This window comes from Blautia sp. HCP3S3_H10_2 (genome assembly GCF_052122375.1).
Lineage (GTDB): Bacteria > Bacillota > Clostridia > Lachnospirales > Lachnospiraceae > Blautia_A.
Genome location: NZ_JBQKCL010000004.1, coordinates 183,291 through 210,046, shown reverse-complemented (window position 1 = coordinate 210,046; position 26,756 = coordinate 183,291). Strand labels below are relative to the sequence as shown.

Below are 26,756 nucleotides of genomic sequence, written 5' to 3'. Positions count from 1 at the left end.
AATGGAAAATGAAAACAACTTTAAAGAAACCGTAAGCTCTCTGTTCAAGGGAATGGATGGCTTTGTATCTGCCAAGACAGTAGTGGGGGATGCAATTCATGTAGGTGATACCATTATACTTCCGCTGGTGGATGTATCCTTTGGTGTAGGCGCCGGTGCATTTGCAGGCGAGAAGAAGAACAATGGCGGTGGAGGTCTTGCTGGTAAAATGACTCCATGTGCAGTGCTTGTTATTCAGAATGGCACCACCAAGCTGGTAAATGTAAAGAACCAGGATGGACTTACGAAGGTACTGGACATGGTGCCGGATTTCGTAAACCGCTTTGCACCTGGCGGAAATGACAGTACAGAAGAAACTGTAGATCCTGAGGAATAAAAAATTGTAAAGAGGAATAAAGAAGCTGTAAAGGCAGAGAAATACTTTAGAGAGTTTTTGCTTTGTTTCAGAAGTGTTCAGACAGGAATATCCAGCATAAACTATATTAAACCAAAGAAGCGAAGTGGTATGAAATATGGGAAAAGCTCTTGGTTTTATGCTGTTTTTTATCGGACTTGGGATGGTAATCGGGATTCTGGTCTCGGAGACAGTTGCACTGTTGATCGCAGCGGCCCTGTGTCTGATGTGCGGATATCATTTGTTTTGCAAATAAGATGGGCGTGAGAAGAGGAGATCTTTTCACGCTCTGTTTTTTTGTAATAGGAAATTCCGTTGGAATCTCCCCGTCACAGCATAAGAATCCTGCAAAGCAGGATTCCTATGTTTTGGCAAAAAAACAGCCCCCACATAACTGTGAGGGCAGGTGTTTCTTAGGCTCTTTCAACGTTTCCGGATCTTAAGCAGGAAGTACATACGTACATTTTCTTAGCTCCGCCTTCAGTTTTAACTTTAACGGATTTCACGTTTGATTTCCACATCTTATTGGATCTTCTATGGGAATGACTCACATTATTTCCGAAATGAGCACCTTTTTCACAAATTGCGCATTTAGCCATGATAGCACCTCCTTGACGCTTTTTTTCAACAGTTCATATTCTAACAGATGAAAATACATTTTGCAAGCAAAAAAAGGAAAAAATTAAAACAATTTGAAAATAAATTTGCTATTTCGCGAAAGTCGTGATAAAATTGGTCGTTGTGTTATGGTAAGAAAAAGGGTATAATATGGTATATACATTTTGAAAATCAAATTAATGGAGGTAAACCATATGAAGGGACGTATAGATTCCGGTCTTGGCCAGATCATTATTGATACGGATGTAATAGCTACTTATGCGGGAAGCGTTGCAGTAGAATGTTTCGGTATTATCGGCATGGCCGCTGTCAGCATGAAGGACGGCCTTGTAAAATTGCTCAGAAGAGATTCTCTGCAGCATGGTATAAATGTTAAGATCACAGAGGATAATAAGATCCGTCTTGATTTTCATGTGATCGTGGCGTATGGTGTGAATATCAGTACTATTGCAGATAATCTTGTAAATAACGTGAAATATAAAGTCGAGGCTTTTACAGGAATGGAGATTGAAAAGATCAACATTTATGTAGAAGGCGTTCGTGCAATAGATTAGGATTAGAGGAGGAAACTTGTGGTGGATAGACAGACCATAGATGCCAAGATACTTTCCAGAATGTTTCTGGCAGGAGCCAAGAACCTGGAAGCGAAGAAAGAATGGATCAACGAGCTGAATGTATTTCCGGTTCCGGATGGAGATACCGGTACCAATATGACGATGACGATCATGTCAGCTGCATCAGAGGTAAGCAGTCTTGTAGATCCTGATATGGAGACACTGGCTAAGGCTATTTCTTCCGGTTCCCTGCGTGGTGCCAGAGGTAATTCCGGTGTTATCCTTTCCCAGCTTCTTCGAGGCTTTACCAAGGGAACCAAGGGATACGATGAGATGGATGCAGTAGTGATCGCAGCCGCTATGGAGAAGGCTGTGGAGACTGCATACAAGGCAGTTATGAAGCCGAAGGAAGGTACGATCCTTACGGTAGCCCGGGAGGCTGCTGTCAAGGCGGCTGAGATCGCAGAGGAGTCCGCGAATCTGGAGCTTTTCTTCCGTGCTGTTTTTGAGCATGCAGAGAAGACACTTGCCCGTACTCCGGAGATGCTTCCGGTTCTGAAGGAAGCAGGTGTAGTTGACTCTGGCGGACAGGGACTACTGGAGGTTTTCCGCGGAGCGTTTGACGGCTATCTTGGTAAAGAAATCGATTATTCTGCATTTGAGAAGGCTTCTTCCGGGCCTGCAGTGACGAAGATTTCCGCACAGGCAGAGGCTGATATTAAATTCGGATATTGTACAGAGTTTATCATTCTTCTGGAGAAACCACTTCCAGATGACGAGCTTCACAGCTTTAAGGAATTTCTGATGTCTATAGGTGATTCCATTGTTCTGGTAGCTGATGATGAGATCGTTAAAGTGCATGTACACACCAATCATCCGGGCCAGGCATTCGAGAAAGCTCTTACCTATGGTGCGCTTTCCCGTATGAAGATCGATAACATGCGTGAAGAGCATCAGGAGAAGCTGATCAAGGATGCCGAGAAGCTTGCGAAGGAGCAGGAAGAGCAGGAGAAGAAAGAGGCTGCTGCGAAGGCTGCAAAAGAGCGTAAGAAATACGGCTTCATCAGCGTTTCCGTTGGAGAGGGTCTTTCCAGCCTGTTTAAAGAGCTGAATGTAGATTATATCATTGAGGGCGGACAGACCATGAACCCCAGCACAGAGGACATGCTGAATGCCATTGCTAAGGTAAATGCAGATACGATTTATATTTTCCCGAATAATAAGAATATTGTCCTTGCGGCAAATCAGGCAAGAGACCTGACTGAGGATAAAGAAATCGTGGTTGTTCCTACCAAGACAATTCCACAGGGAATCACAGCCTTGATCAGCTTCCAGACGGAGATGACCGGAGAAGAGAATCTGGAGGGCATGATGGAGGCTGTATCCATGGTAAAGACCGGCCAGGTTACTTATGCAGTCCGCGACACCAGACTGGATGAGAAAGAGATCCACGAAGGTGACATTATGGGAATCGGAGATCACGGAATCCTTGCAGTAGGTAAGGGACGCGAGAGCGTTGCCAAAGAGATGGTGGCAGCTATGGTAGATGAGGACTCTGAAGTGATCAGTATTTACTATGGTGCGGATACCAAAGAAGAGGATGCACAGCAGCTTGCAGCAGATCTTGAGGAAGCATATCCAGACTGCGAGGTTGAGGTGAACATGGGCGGACAGCCAATCTACTATTATATTATTTCTGTTGAGTAATAAAGCAGTATTATACTGGAAATCCGTAATATAAGGATGTCATAGCCACAATTTTGTGGTGGCAGATGAAAGATAAAAATACTAAGAGGGCGGGAATGTTCCGCCCTTTTGTTTTATGAAAAGAGGGAAAAACAGTGACGAAACTTCTTCGGGAGCTGAAGGGCGTAGGAGAAAAAACAGAAAAATTATTTGGAAAGCTTGGAATCACCACAACCGATGATCTGCTTCATTATTATCCAAGAAATTATGACGCATATGAAGCGCCAGAAGAGATCGGTTCCCTGAAGGAGAATTCGGTTGCAGCTATCCGGGGGACCGTTACCACAGGAGTTTATGCGAACAAAATCCGTAATCTCCAGGTTATCTCCATTACTGTGGCGGATACTACCGGCAGGCTTCCGGTGGTGTGGTTCAATGCCCCCTATGTGAAAAATATTCTGAAAAAAGGCAGCTGCTTCATTCTCCGTGGTAAGGTTTCAAGGAAAAAAGGACGGCTGGAAATGGAACATCCGGAGATTTTTACCCCGGCAGCATATGAGGAGATCCTTCACAGTATGCAGCCTGTGTATGGGCTTACAGCCGGACTTTCCAATAAACTGATCATCAAACTGGTGCACCAGATCCTTGAAGAACAGAATCTGCAGGCGGAGTTTCTGCCAGATGAAATAAAAGAATTCTACCATCTGGCAGACGATAATTATGCTATTTCCACGATCCATTTTCCGGCGAATATGCAGGAACTGCTGGTAGCAAGAAAACGTCTGGTATTTGATGAATTTCTGCTATTCATACTGGCAGTCCAGATCCTGAAAGGGAAAACAGAGGAGGCGCCGAATGCATTTCCCATGAAGCCTGTCTGGACTACGGAACAGATTATGGAGGGACTTCCCTACCGTCTGACTGGGGCCCAGCTAAATGCCTGGCATGAGATAGAAAGGGATCTTTGCAGTCACAGCCTTATGTCCAGGCTGGTGCAGGGGGACGTTGGAAGCGGAAAGACGATCCTGGCATTTCTGGCTATGATCCTGACTGTGGAAAATGGCTACCAGGCAGCGCTGATGGTGCCCACAGAGGTACTGGCAAACCAGCACTTTGAAGCATTTACGAAGCTTATGGAAGAGCAGGAAATCACATCCTGTCATCCGGTCCTTCTTACTGGTTCCACAACCCAGAAGGAGAAAAGAAGAATCTATGGAGAGATTGCATCTGGGGAGGCGAATGTGATCATTGGTACCCATGCACTGATCCAGGAAAAAGTAGTATATGAAAATCTTGGCCTTGTGATTACAGATGAGCAGCACCGGTTTGGGGTTAAGCAAAGGGAAGCGTTGACTACCCGTGGGAATGCCCCGCATGTGCTGGTTATGAGTGCGACACCGATTCCGAGGACACTTGCTATCATTGTATATGGAGATCTTGACATTTCCATTATTGATGAGCTTCCCGCTATGCGTCTGCCGATCAAGAATTGTGTGGTTGGTACATCTTACCGGCCTAAGGCATATTCGTTTATTGAGAGACAGATCCGGGAGGGCCGTCAGGCTTATATCATCTGTCCGATGGTGGAGGAAAGCGAAGGCGCAGACGGGGAAAACGTTACAGACTATACAGCACGCATCCGTGAGATCTTCCCATCTGATATTTCCATTGGAATGCTCCATGGAAAAATGAAAGCAAAAGAAAAAAATCAGATTATGGAGCAGTTTGCTGCAGGAGAAATTCAGATTCTGGTTTCGACCACCGTAGTGGAGGTTGGCGTAAATGTGCCAAATGCCACTGTGATGATGGTAGAAAATGCGGAACGTTTTGGCCTGGCACAGCTTCATCAGCTAAGAGGGCGTGTAGGACGTGGGGAATATCAGTCTTATTGTATTTTTATGCAGGGAAATGAAGAGGAGGAGACTTCCAAACGGCTGGAGATCCTAAACAAATCTAACGATGGATTTTTTATTGCCGGAGAGGATTTAAAACTTCGTGGCCCTGGGGATCTGTTTGGAATCCGCCAGAGCGGACAGCTGGAATTCCGGATCGGTGACATATATCAGGATTCAGATGTGCTGAAAGCTGCCAGTGATGCAGCAGGCGGAATCCTGGATCTGGACCGGGAGCTGGAACTGCCCCAGCATGAAAAACTAAAGGAAAGATTAAATTCTTATATGAAATATGACCTTGAAAACCTTGGATTGTAGTGTTTTATAGGGAAATAGACGACGAAAAAAACAGTGAAAATCCGTCTTTTTTTGGTAATAACTGTGTGGGAAAACCAAAATTATCAGGATTTTAGGATTTGGACCCAGGGATTTCTTGAAATTGGCAGGCGTTGTTTGTGAATTTTTACCTATGAAGCTGTGAAAAAAGCTTGTCAAGGGGGAAATTACCAAAACTTGCAAAAAAATCTGATTCGTAGTATTCTAACCTAGAAACGAAATCGAAGAATATTTTCACCGTCAAGGAGGCTATTATAATGGCTACAAAGAGAACTACAAAAAAAGCAGAGACAATGGCAGCCAAGAAGGCAGCAAAGGCAGCTGAGGTTAAGACGACAGCTGCAGCTGAAGTAAAGGCAGAGCCATCTAAAGCAGAGGCTGTTAAGACTGCTGTTGTTGAGACTGTTAAAGCAGCTACAGAAACTGTTAAGGCAGCTACTGAGACAGTTAAAGAGACAGCTAAGGAAGCTGTTAAGGAGACTGCAAAGGCTCCGGCTAAGACTACTGCTGCAAAGACAGAGGTTAAGAAGCCTGTAAGAAGAACTACCAAGAAGGCAGCTGTTGCAGCTGAGGAAGTTTTCATTCAGTATGCAGGTAAGGAATTCACTACCAAGGATCTGGTGTCTGATGTGAAGAAGGCTTGGACAGAGATGACCGGAAAGAAAGAAGAAGACATCCAGGATATTAAAGTTTACGTTAAGACAGAAGAGAATAAGGCTTATTATGTAGTAAACGGTGAGGCTGAGGGACATTACATCGAGCTGTAATGGGAATCCTTGTAAAAGGGGCTCCGGGATCTGTAAAAGCAGATTTCCGGGGCTTTTTTGGTTCAGGGAGGGGACGTGAGAGGAAGTGTGTGCGCTTTGGGGCTGTGTCAAAATGAGCCGTCTGGCTGCGCCGCCTAGTGACATGAAAAATTGCAAACTCGCCCTTGCAGGGCTCAGACAGTGCAATTTTTCATGTCGCTATGCTCGCCAGACGGCTCATTTTGCCAATGCCCCAAAGCGCACACACTTCCTCTCACTGGTTGCTGGCTGGCGGAAAAAAGGGACGGCGGCTGCGGAGCAGCGCCTGGGAGTTGGGAGGTGGGGGCGAAAGAAATAGCTGGACAAAAGGGGACAAATAGGATAAAATATTTAGTGCGAATGACCCCGTGGTTCCGGGGTTCTTTTTTTGAAATGGAAGCTTTGAGATAGATTGTTGCGATAGATGATAGAAAGGGAAATTATGTTTAACGAAATTGATTTCAGTAAGATAGATACCAGTGGAAATCCGCCCCAGGATGATACGGAGCGCCAGTATTATTATATGGCCAAGCTTGCAGATATGGTTAAGGAGAGGGCACTGGAGCTGGGACGGCCGGTGACTTATTGTCTTCAGACTTTTGGATGTCAGATGAATGAGAAGCAGTCTGAGGTTGTGGCAGGGATTATGGACGAGATCGGATTTCAGAGACAGGAGTCTGAGGATGCGGATATTGTGATCTATAATACCTGTACTGTCCGTGAGAATGCGAATCTGAAGGTTTATGGACGCCTTGGTAAGCTTCACAGTCTGAAGAAATCTAACCCGGATATGAAGATTGCCCTGTTTGGCTGCATGATGCAGGAGAAGCAGGTTGTGGACAAGATCCAGAAGGATTATCCATTTGTAAATCTGGTATTTGGAACCCATAATATTTTTAAATTTGCGGAGCTTTTTTATGAGATGGAGAACCGGGAAGGCCAGCTGATCGATATCTGGGATGGCACAGATAAGATTGTGGAGGAGCTTCCTACAGAGCGTAATTATTCCTTTAAATCTGGTGTAAACATTATGTTTGGCTGTAATAATTTCTGCAGCTATTGTATTGTACCGTATGTAAGAGGACGTGAGAGAAGCCGTGAGCCGGAGGCAATCGTGAAAGAGATTAAGGCGCTGGTTGCAGATGGCGTCACAGAGGTTATGCTCCTTGGACAGAATGTAAATTCCTATGGAAAGACACTGAAGAATCCGGTGACTTTTGCCCAGCTTCTTGAAATGGTAGAAGGAATAGAGGGACTGAAGCGAATCCGTTTTATGACTTCCCATCCGAAGGATCTTTCCGATGAACTGATCGAGTACATGGGCAAGAGTAAGAAGGTCTGCCATCATCTGCATCTTCCTATGCAGTCAGGCAGCAGCCGTATCCTGAAGGTGATGAACCGTCATTATGACAAGGAGAAATATCTTGACCTGGTAGCGAAGATCCGTAAGGCAGTGCCGGATATTTCCCTGACTACAGATATCATCGTAGGCTTCCCTGGTGAGACAGAGGAGGATTTCCAGGAGACACTGGATGTGGTTGCGAAATCTGATTTTGACACAGCATTTACCTTTATCTATTCCAAGAGAAGCGGGACTCCTGCTGCGAAGATGGAGGATCAGATTCCGGAGGATGTGGTAAAAGACCGTTTTGACCGTCTTCTGAAGCTGGTTCAGGAGAAGGGCAGAGAAGTGTCTTCCAGATTCCAGGGGGAAGTGCAGGAGGTTCTGGTAGAGACAGAGAGCAAGGAGAAGGGAATTTTCACAGGAAGAACCCAGTATAATCTGCTGGTTCATTTTCCGGGAACTCCGGATCTGCTCGGTAAATATGTGAATGTTCGTCTGGATACCTGTAAAGGCTTCTATTATATGGGGACACGGGTGTAAGAGGAAATTTTTTCTGCGACGAAATGTCTTAGAAAAAACGGAGCCTGTGATGCGAAATTATGAGAAAACATGAAATCTATGAATCGCGGAGCGCATTGCGGTAAAGATCGTGAATAGTAACATATAATTTGCGAAAAAGCACATAAAATATGCAAAAAAGGTTGCATTTTTGTGTAAAATAGTGCACAATTATGGTATTAACCACTCGTGAGAAAGGCGGCACCTGAAATGGTGAAAGGTCTGTTGAAGAAGTTTTATGCATTACTAAAAAAGGAAGCAGTTCATGAGAATGAACCCCAGCGTATTCTGTTCCTTTTGCGGAATATGCTGCTGTTTCTGACTCTTTATTTCTTGATTTTTCCGGCGGTTATGTGTCTGGTGGGACCAAGGACAGAGGTATGGGTAGCGCTTGTATTTGCAGTGTTGAGCCTGGGAGCTTTTTACGGGACATACCGTGTCAGGGTACAGACCAGTGTGCTGATATGTGTAACCCTGCAGCTGGCATGGGTGATCGCTTTTGTTCTGATGTATGGATGGGACTGTGGCATCCAGCATCTGATGTTCGAGATGATCGTGCTTTTGTATTTTTCCATTTATAATGCCTTGATCTATAAGATTGGATATACGGTTTTTCTGTTTATCGTGCGCTTTTGTCTGTTTATGTACTGCAGAAGCCATGTGCCGTATTTCCCTCTTTCAGAAACGGCAACAGTTGTGATACAGGTTGTGAATATGGTTCTGGCATTCCTGCTTATCGGAATCGCATGCGGAGCGTTCAGTTCCAATGTGGAATCCGCTGAGAAGAAGCTGGTATTGTATAATGAGCAGCTGAAGAAACAGGCAGGAACGGATCCCCTTACAGGTCTGTGGAATCGCCGCCAGATGATGCAGTATATTACAGAGAAGCATAAGAAGGATCCGAAAATGGCTTTTACCCTTGGAATGGGAGATATTGATTTCTTTAAGCGTATCAATGACCATTGGGGACACGACTGCGGTGATGCGGTTCTTGTATGGATCACGAAGCACATGAGCCGTGAATTATCAGAGCATGCCAAGCTGTGCCGCTGGGGTGGAGAAGAGTTTATTTTCTTTTTCCCGGACATGAATGGAGACGAGGTCTGCACGATTCTGAATGTGCTGCGTATGAAGCTGGATAATGATCCATTTGACTGGAAGGGAGAATGGATTCCGGTCACCATGACTTTTGGTGTGGAGGAGAATGATTTCCAGTCCAACATTGATACCCTTCTGAAGAATGTAGACGATAAACTTTATATAGGAAAAAAACAGGGAAGAGACCGGGTGATCTATTAAGATCGACCTGGTTTTTTCATCCTAGAGCGTGTTTGAAAAATCATTCCTGCAATCTGCACGCCCCACTTTGCGGTATATTTTGTCCTCTTTCAGTCGGTGTAGCCCGCTACGCCGCCCTCAATCGGACAAAATCTCCCACAAATTGTGACGCACATCTTGCAGAAAGCCTTTTTCAAACACGCTCTAGGAAAATGAAGGTTGCATTTATTCCTGGAATCCTTTAAACTCTTTATTATGAATAAGAAGATAACTGTACTGTGCTGGCTGTAAAAGAAATCACAGGCAGATGGCGATAAACAGTTATAAAGTATATGGCAGGAGAATCGGACTGGTATGTTTAAGGTGGAAGAAATAAAAAATAAGATCGCAACAGGAGGCTGGACAAGAGAGGACACGCAAAAAGCGATAGATGAGCTGAAAATATTATCAGACCTTACCGTCTGTACAGAAGAAATTTATGCGGTCAGCTATGGAATCTTTTCCTATAACTTCCGGGAATATGCTTATCCTATGATCGAGATTTGCAGGGAGACCGGAATACATCTGGATGCGTCACAGGCTAAGGCAAGGATCTATCTGGCTCTTGTAAGGCTCTATTTTTGTCTTGGATTTCCACCGAAGATCGTGGAATATGGGTTGAAATACGCCAATTCCGGCTACACTATGAGATCTCCCCTGAAATCTGTTTATAATACGATCGTAGCGGCATTTACAGATTGCGGTCTGTTTTCAGAAGCAGATATCTACCTGGAGAAAATGATGGATATTTCCAGAAAGACTCCTTGCAGCCAGGATGTGGATTTCTGGGATTCGGATATCTTGAACGAACTGGTTTACTATGACAGCAAAGTATATGTAAAAATCGGACTGGGGGATATTGAAGGTGCCAGACAGGCGACGCAGAAAACAGAGGAAATTTTATCTACCAGGGATATTCCGGAGGACGGAAGAAACTTTTTCCTTTTACAGAAAGAATTTACAGATATGTATCTCCGCCTGTACCAGCAGGAAGATAAATCGTTGATCGCCGGGGAATTTAACGATTACATGAAGAAGATGGAAGCCGGGGAGGGTGCCAGGGATACTTTAAGCTTTTGTGTCCGCTATTTTGGTGAATTTCTGCAGGTTATGGCAGAGGAAGAAAGATGGGAGGATATTGTGCGCATTGGAACTTATATCCAGAGTGCCAAGAATTTCAGCGGAAGCTTCTGCCCTGTTTATAAGGTTATGCGTACTGCAGCAGGTAAGAGCAGCCGGGATGAGATCCGGAAGCAGGCACCTGAATTTGAAAAAATGTACATAAATGCCCTGGAGCATGAGATGGAGAATTACGATCAGATGGTCCGTATGCTAGCGAAGGAAGAACTGCGGATTGTCCAGCTCAGGGAATCCCTAAAGAAAGACACTCTGACAGGCTGTCTGAACCGCAATGCTTTTGAAAAAAACAGCGCACGTTTTATTCACAATCATCAGGATGGCTGTCTTGTGTTTATTGATCTGGATTATCTGAAACTGATCAATGACAGCTATGGACATGAGAATGGAGACCGGTATCTGATTCATTTCGTAAACCATTTGTCAGGCTTTATGGATGAGCGGGACCGGCTGTATCGGTATGCAGGAGATGAGTTCCTGATTCTTTCCGCGGCTGGTACAGAAGAGACTGAGAAAAGATTGAAGAACGCGTTGGAAACGAATCCGATCTATTTTCCGGTAAACGGAGGAAAGCATCACATCAGTTTTTCCTATGGAATTGTAGCGTTTCGGGAAGAGGCCAGAGAGATTGAGGAGCTGGTAAAGGAAGCGGACAGAAGAATGTACCAGTGTAAGAAAGAAAATCACAGACGGATTTTTGAAAGAGGCGAAACCAAATGATCACACAGGATAATATTATTCATTTTTATACAAAATATAAAGAGAATCTGAAAACAGAGGATCAGATCCAGGAAGGGCTTTTGAAGGCAGAAGACCAGGAAGTCTGGATCGAGAATCTGAAGAACAAATCCAGGGTTATGCGTAGACTCTATATAGAGAATGAGGCACTTCTGAACCTGTACATCCGTCCTTTCCTGGAGGGGGAAGCGAAGCTGAATGACGATCTGGCGAGGGAATTTCTGCATCAGGTCCGAATGGCCAATGATGAGGGATATGAGGACAATCTTGCCATGCTGGAGATTCTGGAGCTTCTGGATGAATATTTTCAGAATAGTGATGATCTGGACTCTTATATCTGGACATTGAACCTTCTGGGAAATCTGCACAACCGCCCTTTCAGCGATGAAGATGGAAAGAAAGGGGCTGCTTATTTTGACAGGATCCGTGCACTTACACCCCGTTATTTTGAAATTAAGGATTTCGATGTAAGGAAACGAATCATTTATTCTTATTATAATTTCCCGGTTATCAATATGAATTTTAATCTTGGTACAGGAAAGGATATTTTAAAATATATAGACGAAGCCCTGGCTTTCTATAATGATGAAAGAGTACGGGCGCTGGATGGGGAGCGTTTTGACTTTGACGGACTGATCGAGGAGCTGAATTACGATCTTCTTGGCAATTCTGTATTACGGTATTCGAAACACGAGATTGACCAGACACTTCTTGCCCGTGCGTCCAGGGTGTTGGGAGAGTATTATCAGCGCCAGCTTGAAGAGAACCCCAATCCCTATGAAATGCTGGATGAGATTTATTGTAATTACAAGCTAAGCCAGTTTTACAGTGGGAAAATAACCTGTACAGAGTTACTGACAGATTACAGGAAATTCTGTGAGTACAGCATGGAAAATGACAGTCTGGATAGTCAGGAAGGGGTTGAATTTTCGGACAGCCGGTATTTCCAGGTGGTGGTGAATCATCTGCCTACCATTATGGAGCTGGTAGAAAAATATAAGGATGAATATCATGGACCGGCTGATATCCGGGAATTCTGTGTATCAAATTATGTGCGGGTGGTCCGCAACCTGTCCAGAACGGAGAATGATACCTTTGTAAATGATGTGGTCTGGCGGTCCCTTGGGGAAATCCTGAAATATGCTTCCGAAGATGAAGTGAATACCCTTGTCCTGATGCAGATCATGGTCAGCCGTGATGAAAGTACAGCTCTTCACAGTGCAATGGTAGAGCAGCTTGCAAGACGTATCCTGAATGCAGTGATCAAGAAAAGACCGGAACTGCTGGTGGGAACTTTCGGATATGAGAATGTGGTGGAGGTGCTGGAAAATCAGGAGAACATACTGGATTTTGTGTCCCAGGCGGCACAGCTGCTTGACATCGGAATGATCCAGCTGGCTTCTATTGTGAACAAACAGTCCAGACAGCTGACGGTCAGGGAGAAGAAGAATATTCTGCATCATGCGGCAGATGGTGCGAAGTTTCTGGAGGAGATTCCTTCTCTTTGCAAATATAGGGAAGCCGTTCTTGGGCACCACAAGTCCTGGGACGGAAAAATGGGATATCCGGCAGAGTTTGATAATACGAAATCAAAAATCCGCCTGCTCATAGAAATCTTACATATCAGTGACTGCCTGGATGCAGGAACTGATTTTGTAGGACGAAGCTATAAACAAAGTAAAAAGCTGCCACAGATCCTGGAGGAGTTTTCCAGGGGGAAAGGCTCTATTTACTGTCCGGAGCTGGTAGAGCTGATGGAAGAAGATGAGGAATTACAGGCAGATCTTTCCTATCTGATCGGCGCGGGCAGGATCCGTACCTGTTATTCTGTGTATGGAAGGGCTGTAGACCAAAATGAGGCGGAAGGAATGCGGCTTTCCATTGATATTGAGAATTGGGAGGAAAGTAGTGACCAGCAGGGTGATGATGGGGACACGATCCTTGATTTCCTGCATAAAAGTGGCAGTGAGAACCGCCAGCTTCTGAAGGCACTTGCCAGGAATTCCCTGGTGATTCTGTATGTGGATATGCTGTCGGGGGAATATAAGGTTTCTTACCGTGGAAGTCAGAAGCTTCTGGATAAAAAAATCCCGGATGGCTTTTATGCAGATTTTCTCAAGCAGTATCTGGCCCCTGATTTTGAGCCGTCTGACTGGGAAAAGATCAGGTTGAAGATAAAGCTTTCCGAGCTTTCCCATACATTTCTGGAGCAGGATGGCAGCTTCGAATGCGAAGGCAGGGTAAAGCAGAAGGATACTTATCGCTGGGTGCGTTTCCAGTTTATCCGCCTGGATGACGAAAATGCCATGCCAAGAATGATGACTATGATCGCAACGGATGTGCAGGAGACTCACAGCAGGAATGAACAGCTGATGAACAGCCTGAAGGATGCGTACAAAGCGGCAGAAGAGGCCAATAAAGCAAAGAGCGTGTTCCTGAGCAGTATGTCCCATGATATCCGTACCCCGATGAATGGAATCATCGGTATGACGCAGATCGCCATGAAACATCTGAATGAACCGGAACGTATCCTGGATTGCTTGCAGAAGATCGATGATTCTTCCCGGCATCTTCTTGGGCTGATCAATGAAGTGCTGGATATGTCAAAAATCGAAAGCGGCAGCACGACCCTTCAGGAAGAACCATTATATCTGCGCAAGACCATGGAGATGGTGGATGGGGTATGCCGGCCTGCGGCTGCGGAGAAGCGGCAGACGCTGGAAATGGATATTGAAGGAATCCGGGATGATCATGTAATGGCGGATCCGGTGAGACTGCGTCAGATCCTGATCAATCTGATTTCCAATGCAGTGAAATATACGCCTGAAAATGGACGGATCCAGGTGAAGGTGACCCAGGGCAACAGCCCGATGCCGGGCAAAGCGGGATATTCCTTTGTGGTAAAGGATAATGGAATCGGTATGTCGGAAGAATTCCAGAAGCGGTTATTTGAGCCGTTTTCCCGTGAGGATAATAGCATGACAAATGTGACCCAGGGAACAGGTCTTGGCCTTTCCATTGCCAAATCCATTATTAACCAGATGGGCGGAAATATTGAGGTGGTAAGCCATCAGGGAGAGGGTACTACCTTTTCAGTACGCCTGGATCTGACTCTGGCAGCTGAGGAAAATGTGTCACAGGAAGGCGAGAGTACAAAGAGTGAGGGTGAGACAGGACGAAATGGAGAGGATGAGAGAAATCTTGATTTCCTGAAAGGCCGCAGGATCATGCTGGTTGAGGACAATGCACTGAACCGTGAGATCGCTTATGAGCTTTTGTCAGAGGCAGGGCTTCTGGTGGATGCTGTGGAGAATGGCCGTGAGGCGATTGAGCTTCTGGAAAAACAGCCGGAATACTATTATGAGCTGATCTTTATGGATATCCAGATGCCGGTTATGAATGGCTATGAGGCGACGAAGAGCATTCGTGCAAAAGAGAGTGATTACTGGAAAGGGCTTCCGGTGATTGCCATGACGGCGAATGTATTTCAGGAGGATGAAAGCCGGGCAGCAGAATGCGGTATGAGTGGTTATATTACCAAACCGATCGATATGAACGTGATCTATTCCGTGCTTGAAAAATGGCTTCCAAAGAACTATAATCGCTGATGCACGCTTGGAACCGGTTTGAACTATAATCGCTGATGCAGGGTTAGGAACTGTATGACTATAGATTAGGGTTTAGAGTGTGGGAAGAGTTATCTGGCTGGAAGTTATGGGATGGAAGGCTGGAAGCAGTAAGGGAGCGACAGAGTTGAGTAAGAATAAATACGAAATTGATATGTGTAACGGAACCATTATGGATAAGCTGATTTCATTCGCCCTTCCACTCATGGTTTCCGGAATCTTGCAGCTGATGTTTAATGCTGTGGATATTATTGTGGTGGGAAGATTTTCCGGCAGTCAGGCACTGGCTGCAGTTGGTTCTACCACAGCGCTCATCAATGTGTTCACCAATCTTTTTATTGGTGTATCACTTGGGGCAAATGTGCTGGCAGCCAGGTTTTATGCGGCTGGGAAGCATAAGGAGATGTCAGAGACTGTACATACGGCAATTACGCTGGCATTGATAAGTGGTGTGGTCATGGCGGTGATCGGTCTGCTTTTTTCCAGATGGGCACTGGAGCTTATGGGAACCCCGTCGGATGTTATCGACCAGTCTGCTTTATATATGCGGATCTATTTTCTGGGGATGCCTTTCTTTATGCTGTATAACTATGGCGCGGCAATTCTGCGTGCAGTGGGGGATACCAAGCGTCCGTTGATGTTCCTGATCGTAGCAGGTATTATCAATGCGGTACTGAATATGTTCCTGGTGATCGCATTTCATATGGGTGTGGCTGGTGTTGCCATTGCGACTGTGATTTCCCAGCTGATCTCCTGTATTCTGGTTCTTCGGTGTCTGTATAAGACAGAGGGAAGCTATCAGCTTCGTTTTTCAAAGCTTTGTATGAAGAAATTTTATCTGGTACAGATTTTTCAGGTGGGAATCCCGGCAGGTGTGCAGAGTACGGTGATCAATTTTTCCAATGCGCTGTTGCAGTCTTCGGTAAATTCTTTTGGATCTACGGCTATGGCAGGCTATACCGCAGCCAATAATATACTGGGATTTCTGTATGCGTCTGTGAATGCAGTTACCCAGGCATGTATGAGTTTTACCAGCCAGAATTACGGTGTGGGGAAATACAAACGTATGGACAGAGTGTTGCTGGATTGCGGAATCCTGTCCTTTGTGATCGCTTTTGTACTGGGATGCGGATCTTACATTTTCGGTGGAGAGATTCTGAAGATTTATACAGAGGATCCGGAGGTTATCCGCTGCGGTGTTGAGATCCTTTCTATCACTACAGTGCCGTATTTCCTTTGCGGGATCATGGATCTTTTCCCGGGAGCCCTCCGTGGAATGGGACATTCCGGTGTACCTATGATCCTTTCCATTATCGGTACAGTAGGTACCAGAATCGTGTGGATCTTTGGTGTTTTCCCAGAGCACAAATCCTTATATACATTGTTCATTTCCTATCCGGCATCCTGGATCATAACTATTGTGATGCAGGTGGCGTGCTTTGTGTTTGTGAGACGGAAGGTGCATGGGCAGCTGAAGGGAAATCATATATAATGTGAAATGAAAAGACGGTCTATAATACGGCCGTCTTTTTCATTCCTTTATATATGCAAATCTGGGGAGAAGAAATAACAGGAAACGGCTTATGGGGCTGATTCTTTTGACGGATTATTTTTGGCTGACTTTTGGCAAATTCACGATTGACGGAGTTTTTTTATGTGGCTTATAATAACCAGGACAATGAAATAACATATGAGGAGTGTGACGGAAAATGAACGACATGAAACGGCTGCTTAAATATGCCGGCCCATATAAAAAAGATATGATCCTGGGAGCCTTGCTGGTTCTCATAGAGACCTGTTTTGAATTGTTTATCCCGATTATGATCGCAGACCTGATCGATGTAGGTGTGGCGAATCATGATCTTCCTTATATTTACGGGAAAGGGCTGCAGATGATATTCTGTGCCCTGATGGCGCTGTTCACAGGACTTTTGTACGCCCATTTTGCAGCTAAGGCTTCTTATGGCTGGGGCGCTGAAATCCGGAAGGCAGAGTATGGGAAGGTGCAGCAGTATGCCTTTTCCAATCTGGATCATTTCCAGACCTCTTCTCTGATCACCAGAATGACCACGGATGTAACGGTGCTTCAGAATATGGTAAATGCCGGGTTCCGTCCTGTGACAAGAGGACCGTCCCTTCTAGTGATGGGAATCCTTCTTTCCTTCTGGATGAATCCGAAGCTGGCAGTGGTATTTCTGGTATGCATTCCGGTCCTTGGCTGTATTCTGTTCTGGATCGTGACGAAGGTGGCACCTATGTATACCAGGCTTCAGAGCATTATGGACCGCCTGAACCGTGTAGTACAGGAAGGATTAACTGCTATCCGGGCGGTAAAGGCTTTCGTAAGGGGTGAGTATGAAGAGGAGAAATTTGCAGAGGTAAATAAAGACCTGACCAGCTCTTCTGAGACTACGTTTCATTATGCAGTTCTGAACCTTCCTGCTTTTCAGGCGGTCATGTACAGTGCCATTGTGCTGATCATGTGGTTCGGGGGAAATATGATCCTGAAATCAGATCTGGCAGTTGGTGACCTGACCGGCTTTTTAAGCTATGTCATGCAGGTTATGAATTCCCTGATGATGATCGCAAATGTATTTCTCCTTCTCACCCGGTCCCTTGCCAGTGCCCACCGGATCGCGCAGGTGCTGGATGAAGAGGTGGAGCTTATTTCCCCTGAAAATGGAATCCAGGAAGTGACAGATGGAAGGATTGATTTTCAGGAGGTTTCCTTTAAATACCATAAGGCAGCCAAAGAGTATGCCCTGTCCGGGGTAAACCTTCACATTTCTTCTGGTGAGACTGTGGGAATCCTGGGCGGTACAGGTGCATCAAAGACAACCCTGGTGCAGCTGATTCCAAGACTTTATGACGCTTCTAAGGGCTCTGTCAGGGTGGCAGGACACGACGTGAGAGAATACGACGTTCATGTGCTTCGTGACGCTGTGGGGATTATTTTACAAAAAAATGTGCTGTTTTCCGGCACAGTGCGGGATAATCTGAAGTGGGGCAATCCAGATGCCACAGACGAAGAAATCTGGGAGGCGTGCAGGGATGCCTGTGCTGATGAGTTCCTGAACCGTATGCCAGAGGGTCTTGATACCATGCTGGAGCAGGGCGCAGCCAACCTCTCCGGAGGACAGAAGCAGAGGCTTTGCATTGCCCGTGCACTGGTTGGAAAGGCGAAAATACTGATTTTTGACGATTCTACAAGTGCTGTGGATACAGCAACAGAGAAGAAAATCCGGGAGGCTCTTGCCCGGCGCAGGGATGTGACGAAGATTATCATTGCCCAGAGGATTACTTCGGTAATGAATACAGACCAGATCGTGATCCTGGAGGATGGCAGGGTGCATTGTACCGGAACCCACAGTGAGCTGCTGGCACATGACCCGATTTATCAGGAGATTTACAGGTCGCAGATGAATGGCGCACTGGAGACAGAGAGTGCTGCAGACAGAAAAGAGCAGGCTTCTGTTATAGATTTGGTTATAAATCCGGGCTCTAGAGGAAAGGAGGGAAGATAAATGGCAGCGAGAACCTATAGTGGCAAAAAGCCGGAAAACATGAAAAAGACTGTAGGCTATTTTCTTTCCTATATGGGACGGCATAAGCGGATGCTGTTTGTGGTGGCAGTTCTGGTATCAGCCAGTGCTCTGTGTAACCTTCTTGGTACTTATATGATCCGTCCGGTTGTCAATGGCCTGGCAGATGGAAATGTTGGAACGCTTCTTCGGGGCGTGCTTCTGGCTGCCGGGATATTTGCCATAGGTGCACTGTCAGCCTGGGGCTATTCCCAGACTATGGTAAAGGCTTCCCAGAAGATTCTGTTTGATATCAGACGGGATCTGTTTTCCCATATCCAGACCCTGCCATTGAAGTTTTTTGACAGCAACGGGCATGGGGATATTATGAGCCTTTTTACCAATGATATTGATACTATATCAGATGCTTTGAATAACAGCTTTGCCATGGTGATCCAGAGCTTTATCCAGATGGTGGGAACCCTGACCATTCTTTATGTGCTGAACTGGCGGCTTTCCATTATCGTGACGGTGTGCTATGGAATTATGCTGTGGTACATTAAGTTCAGCGGCAGCAGGAGCAAGGCTTACTATGCAAAGCAGCAGGGAAGTCTTGGCGCCTTGAACAGCTATATTGAAGAAATGATCAGCGGCCAGAAGGTAGTAAAGGTGTTTAACCATGAAGATGCCAGCTTCCGGGAGTTCTGTGAGAAGAACGAGGCACTCCGCCAGGCGGGAACCGGGGCACAGGGGTATGCGGCTACCATGGTTCCAGTGGTGGTGAGTATTTCCTATATCAACTGCGCTATCGTGGCAGTACTTGGCGGGCTTCTGGCCCTTCAGGGAAAAGCAGATCTGGGAAGCCTTGCCAGCTATCTGGTGTTTGTGCGCCAGGCGGCTCTTCCCATTAACCAGTTTACCCAGCAGAGTAACTTCCTGCTGGCGGCGCTGGCTGGTGCAGAGCGTGTGTTTAAAGTAATGGATCTGGATCCGGAGGTAGACGAAGGAAAAGTAGAGCTGGTCCGGGCGAAGAAGAAAGATGGCAGGCTGGAACAGATTCTGGCAAATGAGAGGGAGAGCAGACGGGAAAAGTTTCTGGCAAATGGAAAAGCTGGAAAAGTGGAAGCATTTCAGGAAGCGGAGAAAAATAAGGAAAATTTCTCCTGGGCCTGGAAAAAGCCAGATGGGGAGCTGGTTCCTTTAAAAGGAGATGTGCGGTTTGAGCATGTGGACTTTGGCTATGATCCGGACCGGATGATTTTAAAGGATATCAGTCTTTATGCAAAGCCAGGACAGAAGATTGCTTTTGTGGGCTCTACAGGAGCTGGAAAGACCACCATTACCAATCTGATCAACCGTTTTTATGAGGTACAGGGCGGCTCTGTAATCTACGATGGAATCGATGTGCGGGAAATCAGCAAAGAGTCCCTTCGCCATTCCCTTGGAATCGTACTTCAGGATACCCATCTGTTTACTGGAACTGTGGCAGATAATATCCGCTTTGGCAAGCTGGACGCCACAATGGAGGAAGTGGTAAAGGCGGCGAAAATTGCCAATGCAGATTCCTTTATCCGTCGTCTGCCGCAGGGCTACGATACCATGGTGACTTCAGATGGTGCCCATCTGTCCCAGGGACAGCGTCAGCTTCTTGCCATTGCCAGGGCAGCCGTCGCAGATCCGCCTGTGCTGATCCTGGACGAGGCTACCTCCTCAGTTGACACCCGTACAGAGGCTTTGATCGAGAAAGGCATGGATCAGCTGATGGAGGGACGTACTGTGTTCGTAATCGCCCACAGGCTGAGTACGGTACGCAATTCCAATGCTATCATGGTGCTGGAGCAGGGCAAGATTGTGGAACGTGGGGACCATGAGGAACTGCTGGAACAGAAGGGGAAGTATTATCAGTTGTATCATGGGATGTTTGAACTGAGTTGAGACTTAATAGTTGCAATGAGAGATAATATATTCTTATAACGGCAAGGAGCCAGGGAAAGCGAAACGCTTCCCTGGCTCCTTTTAACTTTCGGTCCCTCTGAGCTCTGCGAAAGATAATGATATAATTGAGTTGTTTTTTTATTAACCCAGCCGTCCTCCTCCCATCAAGGCGGTGTGGGTTATTTGTGGATGCACTTGGCGTAAGTTACCGTGTTGAGCAATTCTCCAAAAACGATGTCATTACACTTTAAACAGCGCTTTGCTTTATAGGTACGGACAACACAGCCACCATTGCTTTTGGAGGTATGTGTATCAGCGTAACCACTTTCATATACGTGGGTACATATAATGGCTCTGGTCTCCAAATTATTAGCATCTATAAGTGTAGTAGAATCATTAGAGTCAGTAAAAATAATACGAGAATCAGTCCATAAATTACTACTTTCCTGATTACTGCTAAAGTTTACAGATTCAAATGTTGTCATTGAAGTATTTGATTCTGTTCTTGTTGTCTGTGCCGGTGCATACGCAAAAGCAGTACTTCCGCTTAAAATCACAGATCCCAAAATCGCTGCTGCAGTACCAATTTTAGATGCTTTTTTATGTTTCATCATAATGAAATCCACTCTCCTTCTAATTGAAAATTTCCCTCCCAAGAGATTGCTTCTCCAGACTACAGGAACCTGTCTGGTTTTGCCGGATTGAGCGACGAGAGCGGAGGCATAGACTTTACATTCTTCCCTGGTAAAGCCTTTGGTAGCTGCTTCATCTGCAATGTACTCGGAAAATCTGGTGTAAAGGTAAAGTGTCAGCCAGGCGAATGGATTAAAAAAATGAAGGCAAATGATTAATAGGCTGAGCAGCTTTACAGCTGAGTCATGATGGCGCAGGTGCGAGTATTCGTGCCGCAGTATCATTTCAGACAGTCTGGATTCTTCAAGGCTCTCTGGTACTACAATAAAGGGGCTGGCAAACCCAATGGTGTAGGGAGAACCTATCTGAGGGGAAATGCGGTATTCCACGTTTCCGATTCCAGATAAGAAACAGTGTTTCCTGTCGGTAATCCTTTTCAGCTTTCGCGTGAGCTGCTGGTACTTTATGATCTGATAAATACTAAAGCCAGTGATAAGGAATAACCAGCAAAGGATGATCATAAGTACCTGGTCAGACATCCAGACAGAGATTCCAGAGTAGGAAATCGCTTCCTTGTTGTCCAAATTAACAAAATCTACGATGGCGTTCAGAGAATTGGTTTCCTCCAGCACATCCAATGGCATCAAGTACTTCACCACCTGAAAGGGTATCAGATACCCCGCCAGACTGAGAAACACCAGTTTCCGGCCAAGCCGGTAGTTAAATCTTTTCCGCGTGATCAACATCAGCAGGACACAGAGCAGTAATGGCATGGTGCCTGCTATACTCATACAGATTAAAAGCATGCAAGTCCCTCTCTTAAAGTTTGTCAATATAATCTAGCAGGTCTTTCTGCTCATTTTCGCTGAGCTTTCCATCCTCAGCAAATGCGCAAAACAGACAGGTAAGAGAATTTCTGAACTCTTCGGAAGCTTCCGTAGAGTCCCCGCAGCTGGATTCCTGGTATGCCATAAGGCTTTCCTTGAATTTCCGGATCATCTGGCTTCGCATCTCCATTTTGTGTCTCAGATACAGGTCATGTGCAAAGAAGCCAAAGGCGATCAATGGAAAACCAAAGGATAAAACGATGGCTTTTACCAGATAAAAGGTCGCAGCTGGCTGATCAAAAGTTGGAATTCCACTAATCATACAGATCAGCAGCGAACATCCGGTAATCAGTACAAACAGGATACCGAATATTGCTAAAATAATTTTTTTCATTATGGACCTCCTCATTCTACGTAGAAACGGGATTGTGAAATAATTTTATTTCCTGCTCCCTTCACTATATATACGAATCTGGAAAGAAGAAATAACACGAAATTTGAAAATTTTTTCTATTTTTTTTCGGAACGGGTAATTTTATGGTATACTAAAGCATGTTTGAAAAAGTTTTAGCCGAAAGTCAGAAACAAAGGTTGTTTCTGGCGCCCATGAAAAATAAAAAGCGAGCAAAAGAAACATTTGCCTGCTACAAGAATAAAGGAGACTTACCATGCCGAAATTTTTGATCATTGACGGCTCCTCCATGCTGTCCACGTCCTATTATGGAAATCTGCCGAAATCCATTCTTTTTGCAAAGACAGACGAGGAGAAGGAGAGACATTACCCGGAGATCTTGCATACCTCCGATGGGAAATATACCAATGCCATGTTCACCATGCTCCGCACCCTTCTGGCAGTTTATAAGAAGGTGAAGCCGGAATATGTGGCGTTTACCTTTGATATGACAAGGGATACTTTCCGCCGCACCCAGCTGGGAGCGGATTTCTATAAGGCGAACCGAAAGGAGACCGCCCAGCCTTTGAAGGAGCAGTTCGTTCAGATGGAAGCGTTTCTGAAGGTGATCGGCTGCCCTGTATTTATGAGTCCGGACTATGAGGCAGATGACTATGCAGCTTCCCTTGTAGAGAAATTCCAGGGGCCAGAGCTTCAGACCTTTGTGCTTACCAAGGACCACGACTATTTCCAGCTGGTAAGCCCTTACACCCGTATGTGGCGTGTGGTTACCAAGGATAAGCTGGAAGCCTTGAAGGATGCCTATGGCCTTTATGGAAAAGACGGCTACGAAGCACTTCCCCCTAACGTATTTGAATATACTCCCGAGATCGTCTATTCCGAAGAGGGCGTTTACCCGGAGCAGATTCCGGTGCTTCTTGCCATTACCGGAGATCCGGGAGATGGAATCCCTGGATGTAAAGGCGTTTCCTCTGCGGCAGCCCCTCTGGTAGAAGAGTATAAGACCTTGGACGGGATTTACGGAGTTATTGAAGACTGTGAGGGAGTTGCGAAAAAGGAGAAAGAATTAAATACATTCTGGAAGGAAAGCCTTGGAATCGGCAGAAGCCCCTTAAAAGCACTGAAAACAAACAAAGAAATGGTTTATTTAAGTGAACAGCTTGCCACCATGAAGCGTGATATCCCGATCCAGGAAAGCCTGGAAGATATGCGGTTGAATATTAACATGGAAGAACTGGTAAAGCAGTTGAAGGCATATGAGATGAATAGCATTCTGACAGAAGTAGAGAAGCTCCAAGGGGAAAAATTCTAAAGAAAAGTGAAAATTAAGGGGAAAAGAATTCTAGTGAGAAATGAAACTTTAGAAAAAAGAAATTCTAGTAAGAAATGAAACTATAGAGGAAAAAACTCCAGGAAGAAAGGTAATCAGCATAATGCTGTAATTAGTGAAAAAAGGGCTGCATGAAAATCACAGCCCTTCCTTCACCAGTTTCCCATTCTCCAGATGGAGAATCCTCTGATTGCTGCTTCCCCGGAACTGAAGAGAAATGTCCTTTAATTCCTGGATAAATTCCCCATCCACCAGAACATCGATGCAGGAGAGCATCCGGTCTGTAAAGGGGGTGTAAACCCTGCCGCCGGGAACCAGATCCTTGTCAAAAAGATAACCGGTGTAGCACCAGATGGATTTTCCTGGATAGGTGCGCCTGATCTCTTCCAGAAGATTTACAAGCACTTCCTGGTTTTCCGGCTCAAAGGGTTCTCCACCAAGGAGGGAGAAGCCCTCGATATAGTCCGGAGAGAGGAGGTTTAATATTTTATCCTGGGTTTCCTTTGTATAAGGCTCCCCATAATCAAAATCCCAGGTAGGGGCATTGAAACAGCCTTTGCAGTGGTGTCTGCAGCCGGACACGAACAGGCTTACACGTACACCTGTACCATCGGCAATGTCATAAGATTTAATATTTCCGTAGTTCATACCAATCACCCTCATTATATAAAAGAAAATCCGGACAGAAATATAAGAACTGTCCGGATTATTTGTTATTAGCTGTAGATAAAATGTTCCCAGAATATTTCTTATAGGTCAGGTTCTGTTAAAGAAGAAACGAATTATAAATGTAATACACGGTCCTTAATTTCCTGGGTACGTCCCTGGTTCCAGAACTGGGTACCGATGTATCCGCAGGTTCTTCTGGCAACGCTCATCTTATCCTGGTTGCGGTTACCGCAATTCGGGCATTCCCAGATCAGCTTGCCGTTCTCGTCCTCTTTGATCTGAATCTCCCCGTCATATCCGCAGACATCACAGAAATCACTTTTGGTGTTCAGCTCTGCATACATGATGTTATCATAGATGAATTTCATAACAGAGAGAACTGCCGGGATATTGTGCTTCATATTCGGAACTTCCACGTAGCTGATGGCTCCTCCTGGGGAAAGCTTCTGAAATTCGGACTCGAATTTCAGCTTGGAGAAAGCATCGATCTCTTCTGTAACATGAACGTGGTAGCTGTTTGTAATATAGTTCTTATCGGTAACTCCAGGAATGATGCCGAAACGCTTCTGGAGACATTTGGCAAATTTATATGTGGTAGATTCCATTGGAGTGCCATATACGGAATAGCTGATGTTCTCAGCAGCTTTCCACTGGGCGCATTTGTCATTAAGACGCTGCATAACCTTCAGGGCGAATGGGCGGACCTCAGGGTCTGTATGAGGTTTGCCGTACATTCTCATGCACATTTCATGGAGTCCTGCATATCCAAGGGAGATGGTGGAGTAGCCGTCATAAAGGAGTTTGTCAATGGTCTCACCCTTCTTAAGACGTGCAAGAGCACCATACTGCCACAGAATCGGGGCAACATCGGAAACTGTGCCAAGGAGACGCTCATGTCTGCAGCGCAGTGCTCTGTGGCAAAGCTCCAGACGTTCCTCAAGGATCTCCCAGAATTTATCGAAATCACCTTCTGAGGAGCATGCTACGTCCACAAGGTTGATGGTAACAACGCCCTGGTTGAAACGGCCGTAGAATTTATAAGAGCCATCCGGGTTCTTCTGTTTCTCCTCAACGGTAAGGAAAGAACGGCATCCCATGCAGGTGTAAACATTGCCATTCTTTAACTGGCGCATGATCTTGGCTGAGATGTAGTCCGGAACCATACGCTTGGCGGTACATTTAGCAGCAAGCTCGGTCAGGTACCAGTACTTGGAATCCTCATGGATGTTATCCTCATCCAGAACATAGATCAGCTTCGGGAAAGCAGGTGTGATCCATGCACCGCGCTCATTCTTCACACCCTGCATACGCTGCTTCATCACTTCTTCAATAATGAGTGCAAGGTCATCACGGGTACGTCCCTCCGGAACTTCATCCAGATACATGAAAATAGTTACGAAAGGTGCCTGTCCGTTACAGGTCATAAGAGTGATCAGCTGGTACTGGATGGTCTGGATACCGCTCTGGATCTCGTCCTTTAATCTGCGCTCGGATACTTTCTGGATGATCTCATCATCCAGTGGCTCGCCGCAGGCCTTACGCTCCTCGATCACTTTGTTACGGATCTTCTGGCGGCTGATATCTACAAATGGAGCCAGGTGGGCAAGAGAGAAGGACTGTCCGCCATACTGGTTGCTGGCTACCTGTGCAACGATCTGTGTGGTAACGTTACATGCGGTAAAGAAGCTGTGTGGCTTCTCGATCAGTGTCTGGCTGATAACCGTACCATTCTGAAGCATATCCTGCAGGTTGATAAGGTCGCAGTTATGCTCACGCTGTGCGTAATAATCAGAATCGTGGAAATGGATGATTCCCTCGTCGTGGGCCTTTACGATCTCTTCTGGGAGAAGGACACGCATAGTCAGGTCTTTGCTGACCTCGCCTGCCATATAATCACGCTGTGTGGAATTGATGGTAGGGTTCTTGTTGGAATTCTCCTGCTTGGCATTCTCATTGATCTGGTCCAGAAGGGCGAGGATACTGTCATCTGTGGTATTAGACTTACGGGTAAGCTCTCTCTTATAACGGTAACGCACGTACTTCTGCGCAACCTCATAGCCACGCATCTCCATGATGCCGGTCTCTACCATATCCTGAATATCTTCTACATTTACTGCGTGGGAGGATTCAAGGGCACGGGTGGCAATCATGTCAGCAAGTGCCGTAATCTGGTAATGACTCAGCCGGTGGAGCTTGGGAACCTCCTCATTCGCTTTTTCTACGGCGTTGATGATCTTCGCCTTATCAAAAATAACTTCCACGCCATTTCGTTTAATGACGTTTGCCTTGACCTCTGTGCTCATATCTAAAAATCCCTCCATATATTGTGTTCGTAAATCAAATAACATACTAGATGTTGTGCACTATCAATATTACAGGATTCTACAGAAAAGTCAAGGTCAAAACCTGTGATTTTATAAATCTGTGAAATGTGCTGAAATTT

20 protein-coding genes and 1 pseudogene are annotated in these 26,756 nt (G+C 45.6%); 15 read left to right on the top strand and 6 right to left on the bottom strand.

The features are described 5' to 3' along the window. Window position 1 precedes the first annotated feature (1 nt). Both ACTQWB_RS05830 and ACTQWB_RS05825 read left to right on the top strand, forming a co-directional pair. Complete coding sequence (locus ACTQWB_RS05830) at window positions 2-376, top strand: GerW family sporulation protein (protein WP_441500720.1); 375 nt, start codon at window positions 2-4, stop codon at window positions 374-376. Window positions 377-512: 136 nt separating this feature from the next. Further along, on the top strand, window positions 513-650 hold the full coding sequence (locus ACTQWB_RS05825) for a hypothetical protein (RefSeq protein ID WP_441500721.1): 138 nt from the start codon (window positions 513-515) through the stop codon (window positions 648-650). 157 nt (window positions 651-807) lie between these two features. Here the strand turns inward: ACTQWB_RS05825 and rpmB are convergent, their stop codons facing one another. Further along, window positions 808-993: a 50S ribosomal protein L28 gene (rpmB, locus tag ACTQWB_RS05820; protein WP_118578056.1), complete on the bottom strand. Its 186-nt coding sequence runs from the start codon at window positions 991-993 to the stop codon at window positions 808-810. 213 nt (window positions 994-1,206) lie between these two features. Between rpmB and ACTQWB_RS05815 the strand changes: the two genes are divergently transcribed. The 6 genes from ACTQWB_RS05815 to ACTQWB_RS05790 all read left to right on the top strand — a co-directional run bounded on the left by ACTQWB_RS05815 (window position 1,207) and on the right by ACTQWB_RS05790 (window position 9,467). Further along, complete coding sequence (locus ACTQWB_RS05815; protein WP_117851829.1) at window positions 1,207-1,566, top strand: Asp23/Gls24 family envelope stress response protein; 360 nt, start codon at window positions 1,207-1,209, stop codon at window positions 1,564-1,566. A 60-nt stretch (window positions 1,567-1,626) separates the two neighbouring features. Beyond that, window positions 1,627-3,273, top strand: coding sequence for a DAK2 domain-containing protein (locus ACTQWB_RS05810; protein WP_441500897.1), 1,647 nt, complete (start codon window positions 1,627-1,629; stop codon window positions 3,271-3,273). Between the two features lie 134 nt (window positions 3,274-3,407). Further along, complete coding sequence (gene recG, locus ACTQWB_RS05805; RefSeq protein ID WP_441500722.1) at window positions 3,408-5,462, top strand: ATP-dependent DNA helicase RecG; 2,055 nt, start codon at window positions 3,408-3,410, stop codon at window positions 5,460-5,462. A 275-nt stretch (window positions 5,463-5,737) separates the two neighbouring features. Then, on the top strand, window positions 5,738-6,247 hold the full coding sequence (locus ACTQWB_RS05800) for a DUF6465 family protein (RefSeq protein WP_441500723.1): 510 nt from the start codon (window positions 5,738-5,740) through the stop codon (window positions 6,245-6,247). A 442-nt stretch (window positions 6,248-6,689) separates the two neighbouring features. After that, complete coding sequence (gene miaB, locus ACTQWB_RS05795) at window positions 6,690-8,150, top strand: tRNA (N6-isopentenyl adenosine(37)-C2)-methylthiotransferase MiaB (RefSeq protein ID WP_441500724.1); 1,461 nt, start codon at window positions 6,690-6,692, stop codon at window positions 8,148-8,150. A 228-nt stretch (window positions 8,151-8,378) separates the two neighbouring features. Then, window positions 8,379-9,467, top strand: a complete 1,089-nt coding sequence (locus tag ACTQWB_RS05790; RefSeq protein ID WP_441500725.1) for a GGDEF domain-containing protein — start codon at window positions 8,379-8,381, stop codon at window positions 9,465-9,467. Here the strand turns inward: ACTQWB_RS05790 and ACTQWB_RS05785 are convergent. Next, entirely contained in the window at window positions 9,464-9,526 is a 63-nt protein-coding gene (locus ACTQWB_RS05785; RefSeq protein WP_441514605.1) for a hypothetical protein, read from the bottom strand. The two genes, ACTQWB_RS05790 and ACTQWB_RS05785, sit on opposite strands and share 4 nt — an antisense overlap. Here ACTQWB_RS05785 and ACTQWB_RS05780 point away from each other — a divergent pair. From ACTQWB_RS05780 to ACTQWB_RS05755, 6 genes and pseudogenes are all read left to right on the top strand, one after another. Continuing rightward, a pseudogene (locus ACTQWB_RS05780) lies at window positions 9,500-9,604 on the top strand (DUF6783 domain-containing protein); the annotation flags it as partial. The gene ACTQWB_RS05785 and the pseudogene ACTQWB_RS05780 sit on opposite strands and share 27 nt — an antisense overlap. Window positions 9,605-9,800: 196 nt before the next feature. Continuing rightward, on the top strand, window positions 9,801-11,342 hold the full coding sequence (locus ACTQWB_RS05775; RefSeq protein ID WP_441500726.1) for a GGDEF domain-containing protein: 1,542 nt from the start codon (window positions 9,801-9,803) through the stop codon (window positions 11,340-11,342). After that, window positions 11,339-14,968 carry an ATP-binding protein gene (locus tag ACTQWB_RS05770; protein WP_441500727.1) on the top strand — a complete coding sequence of 1,210 codons (3,630 nt, stop codon included), beginning with the start codon at window positions 11,339-11,341 and terminating at the stop codon, window positions 14,966-14,968. The genes ACTQWB_RS05775 and ACTQWB_RS05770 overlap by 4 nt, the downstream gene beginning before the upstream one ends. Window positions 14,969-15,074: 106 nt before the next feature. Beyond that, window positions 15,075-16,478, top strand: a complete 1,404-nt coding sequence (locus ACTQWB_RS05765) for an MATE family efflux transporter (RefSeq protein WP_441500898.1) — start codon at window positions 15,075-15,077, stop codon at window positions 16,476-16,478. 226 nt (window positions 16,479-16,704) lie between these two features. Continuing rightward, on the top strand, window positions 16,705-18,510 hold the full coding sequence (locus ACTQWB_RS05760) for an ABC transporter ATP-binding protein (protein ID WP_441500899.1): 1,806 nt from the start codon (window positions 16,705-16,707) through the stop codon (window positions 18,508-18,510). Beyond that, window positions 18,511-20,442 carry an ABC transporter ATP-binding protein gene (locus tag ACTQWB_RS05755; RefSeq protein WP_441500728.1) on the top strand — a complete coding sequence of 644 codons (1,932 nt, stop codon included), beginning with the start codon at window positions 18,511-18,513 and terminating at the stop codon, window positions 20,440-20,442. 179 nt (window positions 20,443-20,621) lie between these two features. Here ACTQWB_RS05755 and ACTQWB_RS05750 read toward each other — a convergent pair whose 3' ends face one another. Together ACTQWB_RS05750 and ACTQWB_RS05745 are read right to left on the bottom strand one after the other, a co-directional pair. Next, a complete protein-coding gene (locus ACTQWB_RS05750; RefSeq protein WP_441500729.1) occupies window positions 20,622-21,881 on the bottom strand; it encodes a M56 family metallopeptidase in 1,260 nt (419 codons plus the stop codon). Window positions 21,882-21,894: 13 nt separating this feature from the next. After that, window positions 21,895-22,296, bottom strand: coding sequence for a hypothetical protein (locus ACTQWB_RS05745; protein ID WP_441500730.1), 402 nt, complete (start codon window positions 22,294-22,296; stop codon window positions 21,895-21,897). Window positions 22,297-22,570: 274 nt separating this feature from the next. On the opposite strand from ACTQWB_RS05745, the gene ACTQWB_RS05740 reads away from it, so the two are divergent. Then, on the top strand, window positions 22,571-23,626 hold the full coding sequence (locus ACTQWB_RS05740; protein WP_441500731.1) for a 5'-3' exonuclease: 1,056 nt from the start codon (window positions 22,571-22,573) through the stop codon (window positions 23,624-23,626). Window positions 23,627-23,782: 156 nt separating this feature from the next. Here ACTQWB_RS05740 and nrdG read toward each other — a convergent pair whose 3' ends face one another. Next, window positions 23,783-24,292: an anaerobic ribonucleoside-triphosphate reductase activating protein gene (gene nrdG, locus ACTQWB_RS05735; RefSeq protein ID WP_441500732.1), complete on the bottom strand. Its 510-nt coding sequence runs from the start codon at window positions 24,290-24,292 to the stop codon at window positions 23,783-23,785. Window positions 24,293-24,426: 134 nt separating this feature from the next. Further along, entirely contained in the window at window positions 24,427-26,616 is a 2,190-nt protein-coding gene (gene nrdD / locus ACTQWB_RS05730) for an anaerobic ribonucleoside-triphosphate reductase (RefSeq protein ID WP_441500733.1), read from the bottom strand. Window positions 26,617-26,756: the final 140 nt, after the last annotated feature.